Annotated in this window: 14 protein-coding genes; 3 read left to right on the top strand and 11 right to left on the bottom strand. The window is 34.7% G+C overall.

Annotated elements, in window-relative coordinates; genetic code table 11:
• Positions 1–73: 73 nt before the first annotated feature.
• The 3 genes from lysA to gltB all read right to left on the bottom strand — a co-directional run bounded on the left by lysA (position 74) and on the right by gltB (position 7,480).
• Positions 74–1,291 carry a diaminopimelate decarboxylase gene (lysA, locus tag GXM16_RS18570; RefSeq protein WP_163395992.1) on the bottom strand — a complete coding sequence of 406 codons (1,218 nt, stop codon included), beginning with the start codon at positions 1,289–1,291 and terminating at the stop codon, positions 74–76.
• A gap of 215 nt (positions 1,292–1,506) precedes the next feature.
• Positions 1,507–2,961 carry a glutamate synthase subunit beta gene (locus GXM16_RS18565; protein WP_163395991.1) on the bottom strand — a complete coding sequence of 485 codons (1,455 nt, stop codon included), beginning with the start codon at positions 2,959–2,961 and terminating at the stop codon, positions 1,507–1,509.
• Between the two features lie 4 nt (positions 2,962–2,965).
• Entirely contained in the window at positions 2,966–7,480 is a 4,515-nt protein-coding gene (gene gltB / locus GXM16_RS18560) for a glutamate synthase large subunit (RefSeq protein ID WP_163395990.1), read from the bottom strand.
• A gap of 415 nt (positions 7,481–7,895) precedes the next feature.
• On the opposite strand from gltB, the gene sucC reads away from it, so the two are divergent.
• On the top strand, positions 7,896–9,089 hold the full coding sequence (sucC, locus tag GXM16_RS18555; RefSeq protein ID WP_163395989.1) for an ADP-forming succinate--CoA ligase subunit beta: 1,194 nt from the start codon (positions 7,896–7,898) through the stop codon (positions 9,087–9,089).
• A gap of 61 nt (positions 9,090–9,150) precedes the next feature.
• Here the strand turns inward: sucC and GXM16_RS18550 are convergent, their stop codons facing one another.
• The 4 genes from GXM16_RS18550 to GXM16_RS18535 all read right to left on the bottom strand — a co-directional run bounded on the left by GXM16_RS18550 (position 9,151) and on the right by GXM16_RS18535 (position 12,569).
• On the bottom strand, positions 9,151–9,558 hold the full coding sequence (locus GXM16_RS18550; RefSeq protein WP_163395988.1) for a hypothetical protein: 408 nt from the start codon (positions 9,556–9,558) through the stop codon (positions 9,151–9,153).
• A 91-nt stretch (positions 9,559–9,649) separates the two neighbouring features.
• Positions 9,650–10,117 carry a DUF1456 family protein gene (locus GXM16_RS18545; RefSeq protein WP_163395987.1) on the bottom strand — a complete coding sequence of 156 codons (468 nt, stop codon included), beginning with the start codon at positions 10,115–10,117 and terminating at the stop codon, positions 9,650–9,652.
• Between the two features lie 113 nt (positions 10,118–10,230).
• Positions 10,231–11,241, bottom strand: a complete 1,011-nt coding sequence (locus GXM16_RS18540; protein ID WP_163395986.1) for a dipeptide epimerase — start codon at positions 11,239–11,241, stop codon at positions 10,231–10,233.
• A gap of 35 nt (positions 11,242–11,276) precedes the next feature.
• The gene (locus tag GXM16_RS18535) at positions 11,277–12,569 is read right to left on the bottom strand and encodes an anthranilate synthase component I family protein (protein WP_163395985.1); all 1,293 of its coding nucleotides are present in this window, start codon (positions 12,567–12,569) and stop codon (positions 11,277–11,279) included.
• A gap of 188 nt (positions 12,570–12,757) precedes the next feature.
• Between GXM16_RS18535 and GXM16_RS18530 the strand changes: the two genes are divergently transcribed.
• Positions 12,758–13,642: a DUF4349 domain-containing protein gene (locus GXM16_RS18530; protein WP_163395984.1), complete on the top strand. Its 885-nt coding sequence runs from the start codon at positions 12,758–12,760 to the stop codon at positions 13,640–13,642.
• 206 nt (positions 13,643–13,848) lie between these two features.
• Positions 13,849–14,223 (top strand): DoxX family membrane protein, encoded by a 375-nt coding sequence (locus GXM16_RS18525; protein ID WP_163395983.1) that lies wholly within the window; start codon positions 13,849–13,851, stop codon positions 14,221–14,223.
• Between the two features lie 58 nt (positions 14,224–14,281).
• Here GXM16_RS18525 and GXM16_RS18520 read toward each other — a convergent pair whose 3' ends face one another.
• The 4 genes from GXM16_RS18520 to GXM16_RS18505 all read right to left on the bottom strand — a co-directional run bounded on the left by GXM16_RS18520 (position 14,282) and on the right by GXM16_RS18505 (position 20,003).
• The gene (locus tag GXM16_RS18520; RefSeq protein WP_163395982.1) at positions 14,282–14,824 is read right to left on the bottom strand and encodes a lipocalin family protein; all 543 of its coding nucleotides are present in this window, start codon (positions 14,822–14,824) and stop codon (positions 14,282–14,284) included.
• 157 nt (positions 14,825–14,981) lie between these two features.
• Positions 14,982–16,385, bottom strand: a complete 1,404-nt coding sequence (lpdA, locus tag GXM16_RS18515; RefSeq protein WP_163395981.1) for a dihydrolipoyl dehydrogenase — start codon at positions 16,383–16,385, stop codon at positions 14,982–14,984.
• A gap of 295 nt (positions 16,386–16,680) precedes the next feature.
• On the bottom strand, positions 16,681–17,775 hold the full coding sequence (locus GXM16_RS18510; protein ID WP_163395980.1) for a DUF695 domain-containing protein: 1,095 nt from the start codon (positions 17,773–17,775) through the stop codon (positions 16,681–16,683).
• 293 nt (positions 17,776–18,068) lie between these two features.
• Positions 18,069–20,003 (bottom strand): amino acid permease, encoded by a 1,935-nt coding sequence (locus tag GXM16_RS18505; RefSeq protein ID WP_163395979.1) that lies wholly within the window; start codon positions 20,001–20,003, stop codon positions 18,069–18,071.
• Positions 20,004–20,147: the final 144 nt, after the last annotated feature.

The following is a 20,147-nucleotide window of genomic DNA, read 5'->3' as shown; positions in this document are numbered from 1 at the left end:
TTTTTAAAAATAGAAAATCCCGCCTCAATAAAGAAACGGGACTTTAGAATTGATATTCTCTTTTTTTTTATTTTTAAACTGTTGCTTCTACAGGCAACGGAATTTGATTTTTAAGCAAATCTTCGAATGTTTCGTGTTGACGAATCAGGATTCCCTGACCGTTCATCCATAAAACCTCAGCTGGTTTGTATCTTGAATTATAATTAGAAGACATTGAGAAACAATATGCTCCTGCATTTCTAAACGCTAAAATATCACCCTCGGTAATTTCCGGAATTCTACGATTATTGGCAAAAGTATCAGTTTCGCAAATGTATCCTACAACAGAATAAAAACGTTCTTTTCCTTTCGGATTCGAAATGTTTTCAATATGATGTGAAGATCCATATAACATCGGACGGATTAAATGGTTGAAACCACTGTCAACTCCGGCAAAAACTGTAGAAGTTGTTTGTTTTACAACGTTTACTTTTACTAAAAAATGCCCAGCTTCACTTACTAAAAATTTTCCTGGCTCGAAAATCAGTGTTAGATCTCTACCGTATTCTGTACAAAAAGCATTGAATCTTTTAGATAATTTTTTACCTAATTCTTCGATATCTGTTTCGATATCGTCTTTTTTGTAAGGCACTTTGAATCCGCTTCCGAAATCTAAGAATTGTAAATCTTTGAAATGTTTAGCTGTATCAAAAAGAATCTCAGCAGCATACAAGAATACTTCGATATCTAAAATATCAGATCCAGTGTGCATGTGAATACCAACAATACTCATTTTTGTGTTCTCCACAATTCGCAAAATATGTGGAATTTGGTGAACAGAGATTCCGAATTTACTATCGATATGACCAACAGAAATATTAGCATTTCCACCCGCCATTACGTGCGGATTGATACGAATGCATACTGGAATATGTGGATGCTTTGTTCCAAATTGCTCCAGAATTGATAAGTTGTCGATATTAATTTGTACACCCATTGCGGCAACTTCTTCTATTTCTTCAAGAGAAACGCCGTTTGGTGTAAAGAAAATTTTGTCAGGATCATAGCCAGCGTGAAGTCCTAACTGAACTTCCTGAATTGATACAGTATCTAAGCCAGACCCCATGTTCTTTAATAACTGAAGAATCGCAACGTTAGACAATGCCTTCATGGCATAATTAACTCGTAAGTTTTCTACCTTAGAGAAAGCTTTAGTTAATCTATTGTACTGAGATTGGATTTTTTCGGCATCGTAAACATACAATGGACTTCCAAATTGGTCTGCTAACTGCAGTAAATCTTTTGCTTGCATTTTTAAACTTATTTTGAGCAAATTTATTACTCTTTTATCTATCAACAAATAAATTACAGAAAAATAACAAATTATAACAAATTGTTTGTTTTTTAAACTTTTTGTGAGTTTTATTTAAATTTCAAACATTTGTAAAATTTATTAAACATTACTTACAAAAAAAGCAAAACGGCTGTCAAAAATGACAGCCGTTTAAAACTTTACGGATATAATTATTATACTCCTGGTAAGTCTCCACCTTCTTTAGTAGGCAAATCTGATTTACCCATTAAGTATATATCTACCTGACGAGCAGCTTCTCTACCTTCAGAAATAGCCCAAACAATCAATGATTGTCCTCTTCTCATATCTCCTGCTGTAAAAATATTAGGAATGTTTGTCTGATAATTATTCGCTTTATAGTTGCTTCTAAAATCAATTTCCAGTCCTAATTGGCTGCTTAATGTTTTTTCCGGTCCTGTAAATCCAAGTGCCAGCAAAGCTAAGTCGCAAGGCCAGATTTTTTCAGAACCTTCCACTTCAAGTAATTCAGGACGCTGTCCCGGAACCATTTTCCACTCTACTTTTACGGTCTTCAAAGCTATTAACTTACCATTTTCGTCTTTGATAAATTCTTTCGTATTGATTAACCAGTCTCTTTCACAACCTTCTTTGTGTGAAGTAGAGGTTTTTAACTGCAATGGCCAGTAAGGCCAAGGAGTTGACGCGCTTCTTCCAACAGGTGGTTTTGGCATAATCTCAAAATTTGTTACCGATTTTGCACCGTGACGGTTTGATGTTCCAACACAGTCAGAACCTGTATCTCCACCACCAATTACGATTACATCTTTTCCGGTAGCCAGTACCTGATTTTCGATTTTTTCTCCAAAAACAACTTTAGTCTGCTGTGTTAAGAAATCCATTGCCTGAACTACACCATCTGCATCAGCTCCCGGAGTAGGCAAACCTCTTCTTTCTGTAGCACCACCACAAAGTACAATTGAATCGAATGCTTTTAAATCTTCAACTGAATAGTTTACACCAACATTTGTATTTACTTTAAAAGTAATTCCTTCTGCCTCTAAAATAGCGATACGTCTGTCGATAATTCCTTTTTCTAATTTGAAATTTGGAATACCATAACGTAATAAACCTCCAATTGCATTGTCTCTTTCAAAAACAGTAACCGTGTGACCTGCTCTGTTTAATTGCTGAGCTGCTGCTAAACCTGCAGGACCTGATCCTACCACTGCAACTGTTTTACCAGTTCTTACTTTTGGCGGTTGTGGTTTAATCCATCCTTCTTTGAAAGCACGTTCCACAATATTTTTCTCTATATTTTCAATAGCGATTGGCTCTTCAATCAATCCCAATACACATGCTTTTTCGCATGGTGCCGGACATAAACGTCCTGTAAATTCAGGAAAATTATTGGTTGAATGCAAAATCCATGAGGCTTTTTGCCATTCTTCCTGGTATACCATGTGATTGAAATCGGGAATTAAATTCCCAAGAGGACAACCACTGTGACAAAAAGGAATACCACAATCCATGCAACGAGAACCCTGAGTAGTAATTTCAGCTTCACTCAAAGGAATCGTAAATTCATTATAATTCGTTACACGTTCTTTAACTTCTATATATGATTCGTCTTGTCTTTCGAATTCTTTAAAACCTGTTACTTTTCCCATTGTATTATGCTGTTAATTCTTCTACCATTTGTTCTTCTGTTTCCAGACGCTTTAACGCTTTTTTGTACTCTGTAGGCATCACTTTTACAAAATTGTTCAAGCTTCCTGCCCAGTCGTTTAATAATGCTGTTCCTCTTGTACTGTTAGTGTACTGAACGTGTCTTTCGATCAAATTTCTTAAGTCGTCAGCATCAGCACCTTCAACTGTTTCAAATTCGATTGTTTCCGTATTACACAATCCGTTTTTAAATTTGTGTTCAGGATCATAGACATAAGCGATACCACCGCTCATACCTGCCGCAAAGTTACGTCCTGTGTTACCAAGTACCACAACTTTACCTCCCGTCATATACTCACAACCATGATCTCCAACACCTTCCACTACAGCAATCGCTCCAGAATTACGTACTGCAAATCGCTCTCCGGCTATACCGTTGATATAAGCCTCTCCTTCGATTGCACCAAATAAACAAACGTTTCCAACAATGATATTATTTTCAGCTACAAATGTTGCATTTGCAGGCTTTTTAATGATTAATTTAGCTCCGGACAAACCTTTACCTAAATAATCGTTCGTATTTCCTTCTACAGTAAATGTTAGTCCATGAGCACTGAAAGCTCCTAAACTCTGACCTGCAGAACCGGTGAAATTAACATTTAAGGTATCCTCAGGTAATCCAAGGTGACCGTATATTTTAGAAATCTCATTACTCACAATAGCACCAACAGAACGGTTTATATTGTTAATTGGATAAGCTAAAGTCATTTTTTCTTTTCTGTACAAAGCACGGTGAGAATCTCTAAGGATTTGGAAATCCAGTACATTTTCTAAACCATGATCCTGCTTTTCCGTATTACGGATCGGCATTTTTTTGTAAGCATCTGGTCTGTGCAGGATTGAAGACAAATCTAATCCTTTAGCTTTATAATGCTCAATTGCTTTGTTTGAATTGATTTTATCAGTCTGACCTACCATTTCAGCTAACGTTCTGAAACCTAGCTGAGCCATAATACCTCTTAATTCTTCTGCAACATAGTAGAAGAAATTAATAACGTGCTCCGGAGTTCCTTTGAAGTTTTTACGTAAATCTTTATCCTGAGTAGCAATTCCGACAGGACAAGTATTTAAGTGGCATTTACGCATCATGATACAACCTGAAGCTACAAGAGGTGCAGTTGCAAAACCAAATTCCTCAGCTCCTAATAAAGCAGCTATAGCTACGTCACGACCAGTTTTTAACTGACCATCACACTCTACAACAATTCTGCTTCTTAAGTTATTTAACACTAATGTCTGTTGTGCTTCTGCTAATCCAAGTTCCCAAGGAAGACCAGCATGTTTTAATGATGTCAATGGAGAAGCTCCAGTTCCTCCGTCATAACCAGCAATTAAAACAACGTCTGCTTTTGCTTTAGCAACACCGGCAGCAATTGTACCAACACCTACTTCAGAAACCAGTTTCACATTGATACGGGCTTCTCTGTTCGCGTTCTTCAGGTCGAAGATTAATTGTGCCAAATCTTCAATAGAGTAAATATCATGGTGTGGCGGAGGCGAAATCAATCCTACGAAAGGAGTTGAGTTACGTGCTTCTGCAATCCATGGCAATACTTTTTCTCCAGGCAACTGACCACCTTCTCCAGGTTTAGCACCCTGAGCCATTTTTATCTGAATTTCTTTTGCATTTGTCAGATAGTGAGAAGTAACCCCAAAACGTCCCGAAGCAACCTGTTTGATAGCCGAGTTACGACTGTCACCATTGATGTCCGGCTGGAAACGTTTTCTGTCTTCTCCACCTTCTCCTGAATTGGATTTTCCACCAATACGGTTCATTGCAATTGCTAAATTTTCGTGTGCTTCTCTTGAAATAGATCCGTAAGACATTGCACCCGTTTTAAAGCGTTTCACAATTTCAGTCCAAGGCTCTACTTCTTCTAATGGAATCGGGTTTAAATTATCAAATTCAAACAATCCACGAATGGTCATTAAACTCTTAGCCTGATCGTTGATTGTATTTGAATACACATCATAACTGTCCTGATCACTTAATCGAACAGCCTGTTGTAGTTTTGCAATCGTAGTCGGATTAAACAAGTGTCTTTCTCCGTTACGTCTCCATCTGTATTCTCCTCCAATATTTAAACCTAATCTGCTTGAAATTAGTTTATCAGGATAAGCATATTTGTATCTTTCCGTAATCTCTTTTTCAATTTCGTATAACCCGATACCCTCAATTCTTGAAGTTGTATATGGGAAATATTTCTCAACAAATTTAGAATTGAATCCAACAATTTCAAAAATCTGAGAACCTCTGTACGAATGTAAAGTTGAGATTCCGATTTTATTCATAATCTTCAAAATTCCTGAACCAATTGCTTTATTGAAATTATCAACCGCTTTTTGTTCTGAAATTCCGGTAATAAATCCTTCCTGAACCTGAACACGAATGATTTCATTTACCATGTAAGGATTGATTGCACTTGCACCGTATCCGAATAATGTAGCAAAATGATGTGGTTCACGAGGCTCTGCAGATTCCATGATAATATCAAAATAAGAACGCTTACGCAAACGGTTCATCTGATGATTTACATATGAACAAGCTAATAAAGCCGGGATTGGTGCAAATTCCTTATTTACTCCTCTGTCAGAAAGAATAATAATATTGGTTCCTCTTTCTACAGCCTTTGTAATTTGTACAATAATAGCATCCAAAGCATTTTCCAAACCGTTCATACCCTCTGCTTTAGGATATAAAATTTTAAAGGTTTCTGCTTTGAAGTTATCTATAGAAATAGTTCTGATTTTTTCTAAGTCACCGTTAGAAATAACCGGATTCTGAATTCTTAATTTACGGCATTGCTTACTTGTAATATCAAAAATATTACGGTCCTGGCCTAAGTTCAAAGCAATATCAGTCACAATTTCTTCACGAATACCATCCAATGGAGGATTCGTTACCTGAGCAAATAATTGTTTGAAATAATTAGGAATTAACTGTGGCCTGTCTGATAATACAGCAAGAGGTGTATCAATTCCCATTGATCCCAAAGCTTCTTTACCCGACTGGGCCATTGGTGTAATTACATCCTGAATATCTTCTAATGTATAATTAAAAAGACGCTCTCTTGTAGGCAAATCACTAGTTTCAACCGGACAAACATCTGATGTTTCAGGAACATCTCTTAAGTGTAATCTGTATTGGTTTAACCATTCCTGATAAGGTCTTTCAGAAACAATTTTACTTTTGATTTCTTCGTCATTGATGATACGACCTTCATTCATATCCACAAGGAACATTTTACCAGGCTCTAATCTACCATGACTTTCAACATCTTCAGCAGGCACTTCAACAACCCCAATTTCAGAAGCCATAATTAGTTTACCGCTTTTAGTAACGGTATATCTTGAAGGTCTTAATCCGTTACGGTCTAATAATGCCCCAACATAATCCCCATCTGAGAAAGGCACAGAAGCAGGACCGTCCCATGGTTCCATAATACAAGCATTGTATTCATAGAATGCTTTTCTTTCAGGAGACATTGTTTTGTGTTTTTCCCATGCCTCAGGAATCATCATCATCATTACTTCAGGTAATGATCTTCCCGTATGTGTTAACAATTCCACAACCATATCCATAGAAGCAGAATCTGATTTTCCTGGTAAAATGATTGGGAATAATTTATCGATTTGTGGTCCGAAAACCTCACTTTTCATAATTTCTTCACGAACACGCATTCTGCTCACGTTACCACGTAAAGTATTAATCTCCCCATTTTGACACATGTACCTGAATGGCTGAGCCAACTCCCACGTAGGCATTGTATTAGTAGAAAAACGCTGGTGTACTAATGCTAAACGCGTCACCAAATCCGTTTGCTGTAAATCAGTATAATACGGACCAATATCTTCAGGCATGATAATACCTTTATATATTATAGTAGTAGTAGATAAACTTGGAAGATAAAAATAAGAGCTTTGCGATATCTTTGAATGTCTGATGCTATGCTCCGTAATTTTACGCGCTGCATATAATTTTGCTTTAAAAACAGCATCTTCTATAGCTTCATTTTTTCCAATAAAAATTTGTTCGATAGTTGGTTCTGATGCTAAAGCAATTTCGCCCAGTTGAGAAGAGTCAACCGGTACTTCTCTCCATCCTAAAACAGAAAGTCCCTGCGCTTTAATTTCTTTTTCAAAAACCTCTTTACAAAAATCGTATTGATTCTTAATTTTTGGTAAAAATACCATTCCAACAGCATACTCACGTGCAGCAGGCAATTCAAAATCACATATCCTCTTGAAATAATCATGAGGAATATCAATTAAAAGTCCAGCTCCATCTCCTGTTTTTCCATCAGCACTCACTCCACCTCTGTGTTCCAGCTTGACTAGAATCTCAAGAGCATCATGAATAATTTGGTTTGTCTTTTCTCCTTTAAGATTGCAGATAAAACCAGCTCCGCAATTTTCATGCTCGAATTCTGGCAAATAAAGGCCTTGTTCTTTTAGTTTCATTCTTGATATTTTTTTTTTACAAAAATAAAGATTTCATTAAATATAATGTACTCAAATCATACTTTACACTACACTTTTATAGGAATATTAGAAAAAGAGCCCTTAAATGATAATTATATTATAGAACCCATTTGGAATTGCCAAAATGACAATTGCATTTAAATTATATTAAGAAAAATCAACATTATATAACAAAAACATATTGCTTTTACGTTAAATCTAAAACGATGTAGCGCCTGAAATTAACCATTCCATAATATTCAATTAACCATTTGATGAATTTAAAATGAATTTATTTAACAAACTGAGTTCGGTTTATTATTAATTAAAAAAGATTTTACTTTTCAGTTCAATTTTGCTACTTTTGTCGCACTTTTATTCTGAAATAAATTCAGAACCAGACAAATTCTATATTATGAACATACACGAATATCAAGGGAAAGAAATTTTAGCAAGTTACGGAGTACGTGTGCAACGCGGAATCGTGGCTAATAATGCAGTTGAAGCTGTGGCTGCTGCAAAACAATTAACTGCCGAAACCGGAACAGGATGGCATGTGATTAAAGCACAAATTCACGCAGGTGGTCGTGGAAAAGGCGGTGGAGTTAAATTGGCTAAAAATTTACAGCAAGTTGAAGAAATTGCAGGACAAATTATCGGAATGCAATTAATAACACCTCAAACTTCTGCTGAAGGTAAAAAAGTAAACAAAGTTTTAGTAGCTGAAGATGTTTACTATCCTGGTGAAAGCGAAACTTCTGAATTTTATGTTTCTGTTTTATTAAATAGAGCTACAGGACGCAACATGATTATGTATTCTACTGAAGGCGGAATGGATATCGAAGAAGTTGCGGAGCACACTCCACACTTAATCTTTACTGAAGAGGTTGATCCTTCTGTTGGATTACAAGGTTTCCAGGCAAGAAGAATTGCTTTTAACTTAGGTGTTTCCGGAAATGCTTTTAAAGAAATGGTAAAATTCATCGATGCTTTATACAATGCTTACATTGGTTCTGATGCTTCTATGTTTGAAATCAACCCGGTTTTAAAAACATCTGACAACAAAATATTAGCCGTTGATGCTAAAGTAAATATCGACGATAACGCATTATACAGACAACCTAAATATGCTGAAATGAGAGATATCCGCGAGGAGAATCCAATCGAAGTTGAAGCTAAAGAAGTTGGTCTTAACTATGTTGATCTTGACGGTACTGTTGGATGCATGGTAAACGGAGCTGGTCTTGCAATGGCAACTATGGACCTAATTAAATACGCTGGTTTTGAGCCTGCTAACTTCCTTGACGTTGGCGGAACTGCTGATGCTAAACGTGTTGAAACTGCTTTCAGAATCATCTTAAAAGATCCAAACGTAAAAGCTATCTTAATTAACATCTTCGGAGGTATCGTTCGTTGTGACCGTGTTGCTCAGGGTGTTGTTGATGCTTACAAAAACATGGGTGACGCTATCAATGTGCCAATCATTGTTCGTTTGCAAGGAACTAACGCTGAAATTGCAAAAGAATTAATCGATAATTCTGGTATGCCAATCTTATCTGCTGTTCAATTCCAGGAAGCTGCTGACCAAGTTAAAGCTGCTCTTTCTTAATTAAATAAGAAATTCAATTTATATAGAAAATCCTAAGTGAAAGCTTAGGATTTTTTTCGTTTTAGATTTTTACTAACACCAGATTTAATCCTGATTCATCAAGGCTAAAAAAGGCTTTATTATTTTCGATTTTTGGAGTTATTCCCATTATTGTGTAACGATCTTTAGCTGTCCCAATTTTAATTATATTTCTCTTTTTGTCAAAAAGCCATTTTTGATTCTGTAGCATTTGGGTAAGCATAGAGGTAAATTGACTTTTTTGACTTGCTGTGAAATTGAAATCTTGATTTTGTTTGAATAAAAATATTGAATTTTTAAAAGCTTGGGAAAGTTCAGCCATTTCTTTGTTGTTGGATTTTGTAAGTACATTTTCTACTTTCCAACTTCCTATAATTTGATTTTTTATATCGGTTTGACTTATAGCATTTATTGATAAAAGAAAAATAGTAACACAAAGTAATTGTCTCATATAAAAAAATTTGTTTTTTAATTATGGCTAAAAATATAAAAAAAATCCATTCGTTTTGCGAATGGATTTTACTGTTATTATACAACAAATCTTAAGATTTTTTATTCTTTCCGTTTTTGTAAACTACTTTTTCTACAACAGATGGTTTTCCATTTCCTTTTGGAAATGATTTCTTTTTAGGTTTTCCTGCTGCTGTACCTGACTTTGATGGACTTTTATCTCCTCTGTATTTTTCAGAATCTTTAGGACTAGCTTTAAACTCAGGTCTGTCTTTTGAATTTTCTTTCTTCGGAATTTCAGCTTTATGTTTAGCCAAAACATCATTTGGATTTTTAGGATTTTCTTTTGTTCCTCTTAAATGAATAACCAATCCGTTTAGAAAGTTGCGCAAAACCTGGTCACCACATTCCATATAGTTAGGATGATCTTCTGCCCTAAAAAAAGCGCCTAATTCTGATTTTGAAATTCTAAAATCTACCAATTCTAAAATCTCAACTATTTGATCGTCACGGAGCATTAAAGCCACGCGAAGTTTTTTTAAAATATCGTTGTTTGTCATTTTTTGTTTTGTTTCAAATTTAAAGTTTCAGGTTTCACGTTTTTACAATCTTTGTCATTCCTGAAAGTTATTTTGTTTTTATTGTACAAAGGTACATTATTTTAAGAGGAATGTCAGAACAAAATTACTCCCGCTCCTGTCCTGTCAGGATAATATGTTTTACCATTTTTTATTGTCACCCCACTCGCAATATCTTGTGCTAATAATAACGCACCATCCATATCTACAAAATCCAATTCGGGTAATAAATGGGCAATTGCAGAAATTCCAACTGTAGATTCTGTCATACAGCCTACCATCGTTTTTAAACCTAGTTTTTTAGCTTCGGTAATCATCCTTTTTCCCGGAGTTATTCCCCCACATTTCATTAATTTTATATTGACCCCATGAAAGTGATTATGACATTTAGCAATATCACCTTCAGCTATGCAACTTTCATCAGCCATAATAGGCAAAACAGAATTTTCAAACACTTCCCTCTGCCCTTCCCAATTATCCGCTTTAAGAGGCTGTTCTATAAACTCAACACCCAAATCTTTTAAAATAGCAGCATTTGATAAGGCTTCTTCGACGGTCCAGGCGCAATTAGCATCTACCCTGAAAACAGCATCACTATGTTTTCGTAATTCAGTAACAATAGCAATATCCTCAGGAGTTCCTAACTTTATTTTGTAAATTGGCCATGGAAATCCTTTCATCTTCAGCACCATGTTTTCAATGCTGTCAATCCCAATGGTATAATTCGTCAATGGATTATGGTTAATATCATAATTCCACAATTCATACATTTTTTTACCTTTTTTTCGCGCATACAAATCATTATATGCATTATCCAGGGCACATAAAGCAAAAGGATTGTCTTTTAAAAACGGATTTATTTTTAGCCAAAATTCTTCCGGAGTTTCATATAAAGCTGCTTCAACAACATGACGAACTTTTTTAATATCATCCTGCAGAATTTCCAAAGTAATATTATAATAGGGATTTGAAGTTGCCTCACCATATCCGTAAAATCCATCATCCTGCAATTCTACTATGAGCGAAGGCTGAAAATCAATAGATTTCCTCGATATTCTAAAAGTATGTTTTAGCTTTAGATTATAGGTTCTTAAAATTAATTTCATATGTAAACACTTTTAAAATCTCTTTTTTGAATAGCCTAAAAAGACTGCAAAACCTCAGACATAGCTTTCGCCTTTAACAAACATTCTTCATATTCTTTTTCAGGAACAGACTGAGCCGTAATAGCACTCCCAACAGAAAACGAAACGTATCTATTTTCCTGATTATATAAAATACTTCTGATGACTACATTTAAATCAAAATCGCCTTCAGGAGTAAAATATCCCACTGCGCCACTATATAAACCACGCTTCGTTTCTTCCAGATTTTCAATAATTTTCATTACCGAAATTTTCGGAGCGCCAGTCATACTTCCCATTGGAAAAGTTGTTTTTAAAACATCCACAGGAGAATATTGAGGATCTAATTTTGAAGTAACCGTAGAAATCATTTGATGCACCTGCAAAAAGGAATAAATCTTACAGAGTTCCGTAACTTCAACCGAACCTTTTTGCGCCGTATGTGATAAGTCATTTCGAACCAAATCAGTAATCATGATATTCTCAGCACGTTCTTTTGCATCTTTTTCAAGACTTTGTTTCGACTCTTCATCCTGGTTCACATCTGAAAATCGTTTTGAAGTTCCTTTTATCGGCTGGGAAATAATGGTATCTCTAACTTTTTTCAGGTAGCGCTCAGGAGAAGCGGAGAGCAAAAATTGTTTATCATTTTTAAAGAAAACTGAAAAAGGCGCTTTTGAAATCCCATTTAGTTTTTGAAATTTTTCCAGTGGATTTATAATTGCATTTTCTGCAAAAAATTCCATACAAAAATTAGCTTCATACATATCACCTACGTGAATGTGTTCCAGCATTTTTGCTACTTTTTGAAGATATAATTCTTTTGAAATTCGCTGCTGCACTTTGACTTTATCTAATGTTTCAAAAAAATCATTTTTACTTTGAATAATTTCTTTCAAATCTTCTTCAGCTTCATCGTCACACATCAGCAAATATTTGATTTCAAGCTGATTTCCTTTCAATAAAAAAATTTTTTTTGGCTGAAAGAAAAATAAATCCGGAAAATCCAGTCCGTCAAAATTGGATGAATTTAAAGATTCCGTATCGTTTTTAAGATCATAAGACAAATACCCAAAAAGCCAGTCTTTTGTAGTTTGCTGATATTGTTTCAAATCCTCAAATGCATTATAAAAATCGGTTTTTAAAGACGTAAAAGCATCAACTGCCATCATACAATCGAAACTTGAATATTCTTGCGGATAGGCATTACTATCCAAAAAAATAACCTCTCGAAATTGTTGTGACCAACTTAAAAGCTGCTGCTTAAAGTGTTGCGGATCCGGAATATGTTTGTGTATGGAAACTCTCAAAAATGAATCAATTTTAGATTTCAAAATTACGACAAAAAAATTCCTTCAATAAGTAATTTCAAAAAATATTGGCACACTTTTTAGTATATCGAATTGATATTCATTATTAAAAATTTTCCTGCTATTTGATTAAACCATTACATATCCTTTATTCAAAATTTATTTATTAATCAACTTTTAAAAACTTTATGAAAACAATTGTAAAATTAGGTCTGACCTCCTTAGTAGTTACCGCGGTATTATTTTCCTGCAAAAAAGCAGATGCTACAGCTGAAGAAGCATCAGATTACGCAACAACCGACAGCACATCTGTTTTATCAGGCACCGCTATTTCATCATCTGCAGCAGTCGAGAAAAAAGACAGCAAGCAGAAATTCATTCGAACTGCAGATATCAAATTTAAGGTTAAAAATGTCGTCAGGTCAACTTATGCAATTGAAAATGCTACCCAAAAATTTGGCGGATTTGTTACCTATACTAATTTACAAAGTACTATCCAGAATCAGATCAAAACTAAAATCAGCCAGGACAGCACACTTGAAACCACTAAATACACAGTAGAAAACAACATTACCATCCGCGTTCCTAATACACAGTTGGATACGGTGATAAAAACGATCGCTAAACAAATTGATTTTCTGGATTTCAGGGTAATTAAAGCTGATGATGTTTCTCTAAAATTATTATCAAATCAACTATCTCAAAAAAGAAGTGCTAATACCGAAAAAAGAGTCGAAAAAGCAATTGACGAAGAGGCCGAGAATACTTTGGCAAACCAAAAAGAGGCAAACGATAATCGTACCATTGATAATTTATCGCTACAGGATCAGATTAATTTCAGCACTATCACTTTAAAGCTTTATCAGAATGAAACCATCAGACAGGAGACTATAGCAAGCGAAAAAGACAGTGCCGCCTACAAACCCAGTTTAGGAATCCAGATTATTGATGCATTAAAAAGCGGCTGGTATATCTTACAGGCCATCTTAATTTTCCTTATTAATCTTTGGCCATTTATTGTAATAAGCATTGGCGGATTTTTTCTTTATAAGAACTACATTAAGAAGCAATAATCAACAATAAATTAGCATTTTCATAAGAAAAAATTCGTTATATTTGATACAGAATTAAACCAATCCTAAAATTAGATTCGTTTAATTATAAAATTCTTAAAAAAAAGACCGCAAAAAATAATTTGTGATTTTAATTTGAGACTTTCGGTTTGCATCTTTTCCAATAGCTTATTTATATTTTTTAACCTTAAAAAATCCTAAGTATTATGAAAATTGCCACGATTATTGTCCGCGTTTTAATTGGTCTTTTACTTCTATTTGCTTCAATAAGCTTTTTCTTTAAGCTGGCACCTGAACCAGAAGTAACCGGAAATTTTAAAGCTTTTAATGTAGGCCTTGTCGCCTCAACTTATCTACTACCTTTGGCAAAATCTATTGAATTACTTTGCGGAATCGCTTTCGTCACGGGACGTTTTGTAACATTGGCCAATATTTTGATTTTACCTATAACGGTAAATATTTTGTTTATCAATTATTTTCTTGCGCCTGAGGGTCTTCCAATAGCCGGATTATTATTCTTAGGCAATTTATTTTTGATTTACAGATATTGGGATAATTATAAAAGCGTATTTACTCCGTGATACTGATTTTATTCAAAATACAAAACCCGACAGACTTTTAAATCTGTCGGGTTTATTTTTAATTTGTTTTATCGTGTTTTACCCAAACCAATTCTGAAGTATTATATCCAATCTCCCGGGCTTTCATTAGAAAATCAGTTTTAACACTTTCCGGAATTGTTTTTTCTCTTGAAAGTATCCACATATATTCTAAACTTTCTCCGGCAACAAGAGCATACTTATAATCCGGATCAATCAAAACTACATTATAACCGGAATAAAAAGGGCCAAAAAATGACACTTTCAACATACCAATATTTTCTTTTCCGACAAATTTAGCTTTTCCGACGCTCTGCTCCCATTTGCTTTTTTTGAAATTATAGCCTTTGTTATCGACCTTAATCGTTTTATCTTCATTTAAAGAATACTCCGCAGTCACGTTATCCAAGTCTCTTTCCCATTTATAATCCAGTCTGGCAATTTCATACCATTTTCCAAGGTATTTTGTACTGTCAAAATTGGTTACGGCAGTTGCTTTCTTCGGAATTCCTCCTCCGCATGAATATAATGCGAGCCCGATTCCTGCCCCGATCAAGATCGGAACTATATATCTATTTTTCATACTATTATCTTTTTATTTTCTAAAGGTAATATGATAGAAATACATTTCATTTACAAAATTGTTTCTGATTATTATATTATACAGAGCTTAAAATCAAGACATAAAAAAAACCGTCAGACGAATTCTGACGGTTTCTGAAATATAATTTACGTAAATATTATACGTGTATAGCTCTGTTTTCTGTAGCTGCCAATGCTGCTTCTTTCACCGCTTCGGCGAAAGTTGGGTGTGCGTGGCTCATTCTTGAAATATCTTCAGCAGAAGCTTTGAATTCCATTGCAGTAACCGCTTCAGCAATTAAATCTGCTGTACGTGCTCCGATCATGTGAACTCCTAAAACTTCGTCTGTTTTTTCGTCAGCCAGGATTTTTACAAATCCGTCTAAATCAGCACTTGCTCTTGCACGTCCTAAAGCTTTGAATGGGAAACTTCCGGATTTGTATTTCACTCCGGCAGCTTTTAATTGCTCTTCCGTTTGTCCAACCGCAGCAACTTCCGGCCAGGTGTACACAACGCCAGGAATTAAGTTGTAATCGATATGTGGCTTTTGACCTGCTAAAATTTCAGCAACCATTACTCCTTCTTCTTCCGCTTTGTGCGCTAACATCGCTCCACGAACAACGTCACCAATAGCGTAGATATTTGGAACACTGGTTTGCAAATGATCGTTTACCTCAACTTGTCCTCTGTCTGAAATTTTAACTCCGGCTTTGTCTGCGTTTAATCCATCTGTGTAAGGACGACGCCCCACAGAAACTAATGAATAATCTCCTTCCAAAGTAATTGTTTCTCCTTTTGCATTTTCAGCCTGAACAGTAACAGCATCACCGTTTCTTTCAACCGACTGTACTTTGTGAGAAGTGTAGAATTTCATTCCTTGTTTTTTCAAGACTTTAGTTAATTCTTTAGAAAGCGATCCGTCCATTCCCGGAATGATTCTGTCCATAAATTCAACTACAGAAACCTGAGCTCCTAAACGAAGATATACTTGTCCAAGCTCGATTCCGATAACTCCTCCACCAATGATTACTAAGTGTTTTGGAACTTCTTTTAAAGCTAAAGCTTCAGTAGAAGTAATAATTCTTTCTTTATCAATTTTGATGAATGGCAAAGAAGATGGTTTTGATCCTGTAGCAATTACAGTATATTTTGCTTCAATAGTTTCAGATGTTCCGTCAGCTTTTGCAACAGCAATATGAGTTGCATCTACAAAAGAACCTAAACCATTGAAAACAGTAATTTTATTTTTATCCATCAGGTAGTTGATTCCGCCTACGGTCTGATCTACAACGGCTTGCTTACGCGCGATCATTTTCTCTAAATTGATTTTTACATCACCGGAAACTTCGATTCCGTGATCAGCAAAATGAGCAATTTCTGCATAATGGTGAGAAGATGATAATAATGCTTTTGAAGGAATACAACCTACGTTAAGGCAAGTTCCGCCTAATGAATTATATTTTTCTACAATAGCAGTTTTGAAACCTAATTGTGCGCAACGAATTGCTGATACATATCCGCCAGGACCTGAACCTATAATGACTACGTCAAATGAACTCATAGTTTTTCTATTTTTATTTTTAGTGTTACAAAATTAAGGAATAAAGTTTTGTTTAAAGTTTAAAGCTTAAGGTTTTTTGTTATGATTTCTTTAATTTTCGAAAAGAAAGTGATTCTTTTTTGATTTTTTGATTAATGAATTTGGATTTTATAAAATCGGAGTATTTGAAACTAAAAACAATCGTAAAATTCTTTCCTTAATCTAATCAATAAGAAGTATGCCTACTCCCAGATGTAATGTCTGGAGTTTTACAAAACTATTTCACAGAGATTCTTAAAGTTTATTTGCTACAAAATTATTTAGGCTCATAGTGTTTAAATGTTTGCCAATATTTGTCTTTGTAGATTTCGTAGCTTATTTCAAAAACGCTGTTATATCTTTTAATTAATTCATCTGCTGCTTTTGAAGGTTTTCTGAAATCTTTACAGGCAAAAAAGACTTCTCTTTTGTTTGCCAATGTTTCTCTGCCTACATTTAAATAACCTTCCACATCCTTAAGCTCCAGCATCATCTGGTCTTCAATTTCATTTAACAACTGATAAGTTTCATTATCAGGCATTCCGTTGTTATTACTTCCATCAAAAGGAATAGTAATAATGAACATCCATGGATGAGATGCTTTCTGATCCCAATTTAAAAGGTCCGTATTCATCAAAGCTATAACAACTCCTCCATCTTTTGTATTTGACTCAAAACCTGAATAATTATCATTTTCAGTATTGTGTCTTGTTCCTTCATATTTCTCAACAAATTCTTTTTCTCTCCAAATTAAATAATCTTTTAATTTTTCAATCGGAATTAATTCTTCTGAAATATTGTCTGGCCCGACAACTTTCATATTGTCAATTAAAGTAACCGAATGCAATTCTCCTAAATAGTTATCAAGGAAAATGTATACTCCATTTGTTAACTCTCCTTTTTTTTCTTCAATAAAGCCATTATAAACAATCGTCAAATCGATTTCATCAGGGTAATCTTCGTGAATATTAGGATAAAATTTCAAATTTTCAGTATTAAATTTAATACCATCATATTCTATACTAAAATCTTTAATATTTGTTGCCGGTTTAAGAGCTGTGAATTTCCAGCCTTCAATTTGAGGTGCTTCGTTAACCAGTTCCTCGATTGCATAAATATTTTTAATTACGCCGTCAGGTGTTAGAACCAATTCGGCAGTATGATCATCAAACATTCCGGTAAGAAAATAAATCCCTCCATGAATTTCATCCAGCCTTGGAGCCAGTTTATCGAAAAAATCTTTGTGTATATTATCTCCATTTTTCACAGCTTTAAAAAACTGTTTTTCATTTTTTAGAAACCAGTTCCAAAAGTCATTATTAAATTGCATTGGAGCTTCTTTTTTGCCCAATAGTTTATCAAGAAAACCCATTTATTATAAATTAAATTACAAACAAACTTAAGAAAAAGCATGTTTAAAACATAAGAATATTTCTATAAAACAAAAGCAATTTAAAAGATTCTGATTGTAAATTAGTTAAGTGAAAGAATTTTATTTCGCGCAGATTTAAAAATGATTTGAGCAGATTCACACAGATAAAAATCAATTAAAATCTGCTTTCATCTTTTAGAATCTGCGTGAAAATTTAGCTTATAAAAAATCCACTATAAGAATTCTCATAGCGGATTTATTTAACTTATAACTCTTAACTTATAATTTTAAACTTAAATCTTCTGCACAAAGTTCAGCTTACTGTTTTTTCGGCTGTAGCCAAAGTAAATCAAAAGTCCGATTAATAGCCAGATTGTGAAATAAATCCAGTTCCACACACTCAGCTCCGCCATCATATACAAACAGCAGATTAAACCTAAAAGCGGAATTAAAGACAAGTTTTTCCTAAATGCCCAAACGGCTAATCCAACTAATACGATAAGGAAAATCCACATTGGAATCTTATGTTTGAATAAGCTAAAACCTGATTCATATTTAAGAGAATCATTGATTGGCAATCCTTTTACAATCTCAGCATATTTTGCATCATCATCCTGGTATTGTCCTAATAAATGCTCTAAATCTGAAGTCGCTGCGGTCTTATTATTGACATCTATCCCTTTTAAATAATCGAAAACTTTAACCGTTTCTTCTTTATCTAAAGAAGTTACTATAGAAGTAGCATCGTATATCTGTGCATCATTATTAATAAAAGACATTGTAGCCTTATTGTTGTAAGCAAAAGCATAATACAATCCGGCGATCATTAAAGCCGGTAAAATATATTTTGAATTTACATATGGTGTTTTGAATTTTCCTCTCGGAATTTCAGGTTTATTCTGCAGCACTAAAACTCCCGCACAAACCAATACAAAGGCAAACAAAGTTCCGATACTGCATAAATCGGTTACCATTGTAAGATTTAGAAATAAAGCAGGAACCGCTACTACAAAACCTGTTACAATAGTTGCAAATGATGGTGTTTTGAATTTTGGATGCACTTTAGAAAATTTCTTTGGCAGTAAACCATCACGGCTCATACTCATCCAGATGCGTGGCTGCCCCATCTGAAAAACCAATAAAACACTTGCCATTGCTACAACAGCACTCACGGCAATAATTCCGGACATCCATTTTAGGTCTAATTTTTCAAAAACAAATGCTAAAGGATCGCCAACATTTAGTTCATTATATCTGACCATTCCGGTTAGAATCAATGCAATGGCAATGTATAAAATAGTGCAGATAATAATTGCCCACATCATTCCGCGTGGTAAATCTCTTTGTGGATTTTTACATTCCTCTGCGGTTGTGGAGATCGCATCAAAACCAATATAAGCAAAGAAAACAGCTGAAACTCCTTTTAAAACTCCGCTTGCTCCGTTAGGTGCAAAAGGGACCCAATTTGTTGTATCTACGTAAAACGCTCCAACTGCAATTACTAAAAGTACAATACATAGCTTCACCACTACCATTAAGTTACTGGCGTTACGAGATTCCTTCATTCCGCGGTAAACTAAAGCAGTAATTAGTACGATAATAAACAAAGCCGGCAAATCAGCTACAAAATGAAAAGAACCAATTGTTGGTGCGGTAGTCCAGGCCATATAAGCTGCCTGCAATCCTGCATCTAAATTTTCAAATGTCTTTCCTCCCTGCATTAAAGCCATTGCATCTTTAAAACCGTTTGAAGCGGTTAAATAATCCATCTGAATCCACTGGGGCAAATGAAGTCCCCTACTTTGGAGCAATCCTGTAAAATAGTCGCTCCACGATATGGCTACCGTTATGTTTCCTACGGCATATTCCATAATTAAAGCCCAGCCTATAATCCATGCAATTAGTTCACCGAAAGCAACATATGAATACGTATAAGCACTTCCGGAAACGGGAACCATAGAAGCAAATTCAGCATAAGCAAAAGCTGCAAAACTACAGGCCAATGCTGTAAATAAAAACAGAAAAATAACAGCTGGTCCGCCATCAGCACTTGCTTTTCCGATGGTGCTAAAAATTCCTGCCCCAATAATAGCTGCGATCCCAAATGCGGTTAAATCCCTGGCGGTTAAATGCTTTCCTAATGCATTGTGACCATCCGCCTCATTCTTTGCAACCTGGGTTAAAATATCCTGCACTGTTTTTTTACGGAATAAACCTGATAACGCCATGTGTGATTATGGTTTTTAGATTAATATATTTCAGACTTTACGCTTTTATTTTGCAAATAATGCAAAAATTATCCTGAAATCAAATTTATAAAATGATTTTGTTTAAGCAGTTTACTTTTCATCGAAAATTGCGCAATTTTTCTT

The organism is Flavobacterium limi, from assembly GCF_010645075.1.
GTDB classification, from domain to species: domain Bacteria; phylum Bacteroidota; class Bacteroidia; order Flavobacteriales; family Flavobacteriaceae; genus Flavobacterium; species Flavobacterium limi.
This window is presented reverse-complemented; position numbering and strand designations above follow the sequence as displayed.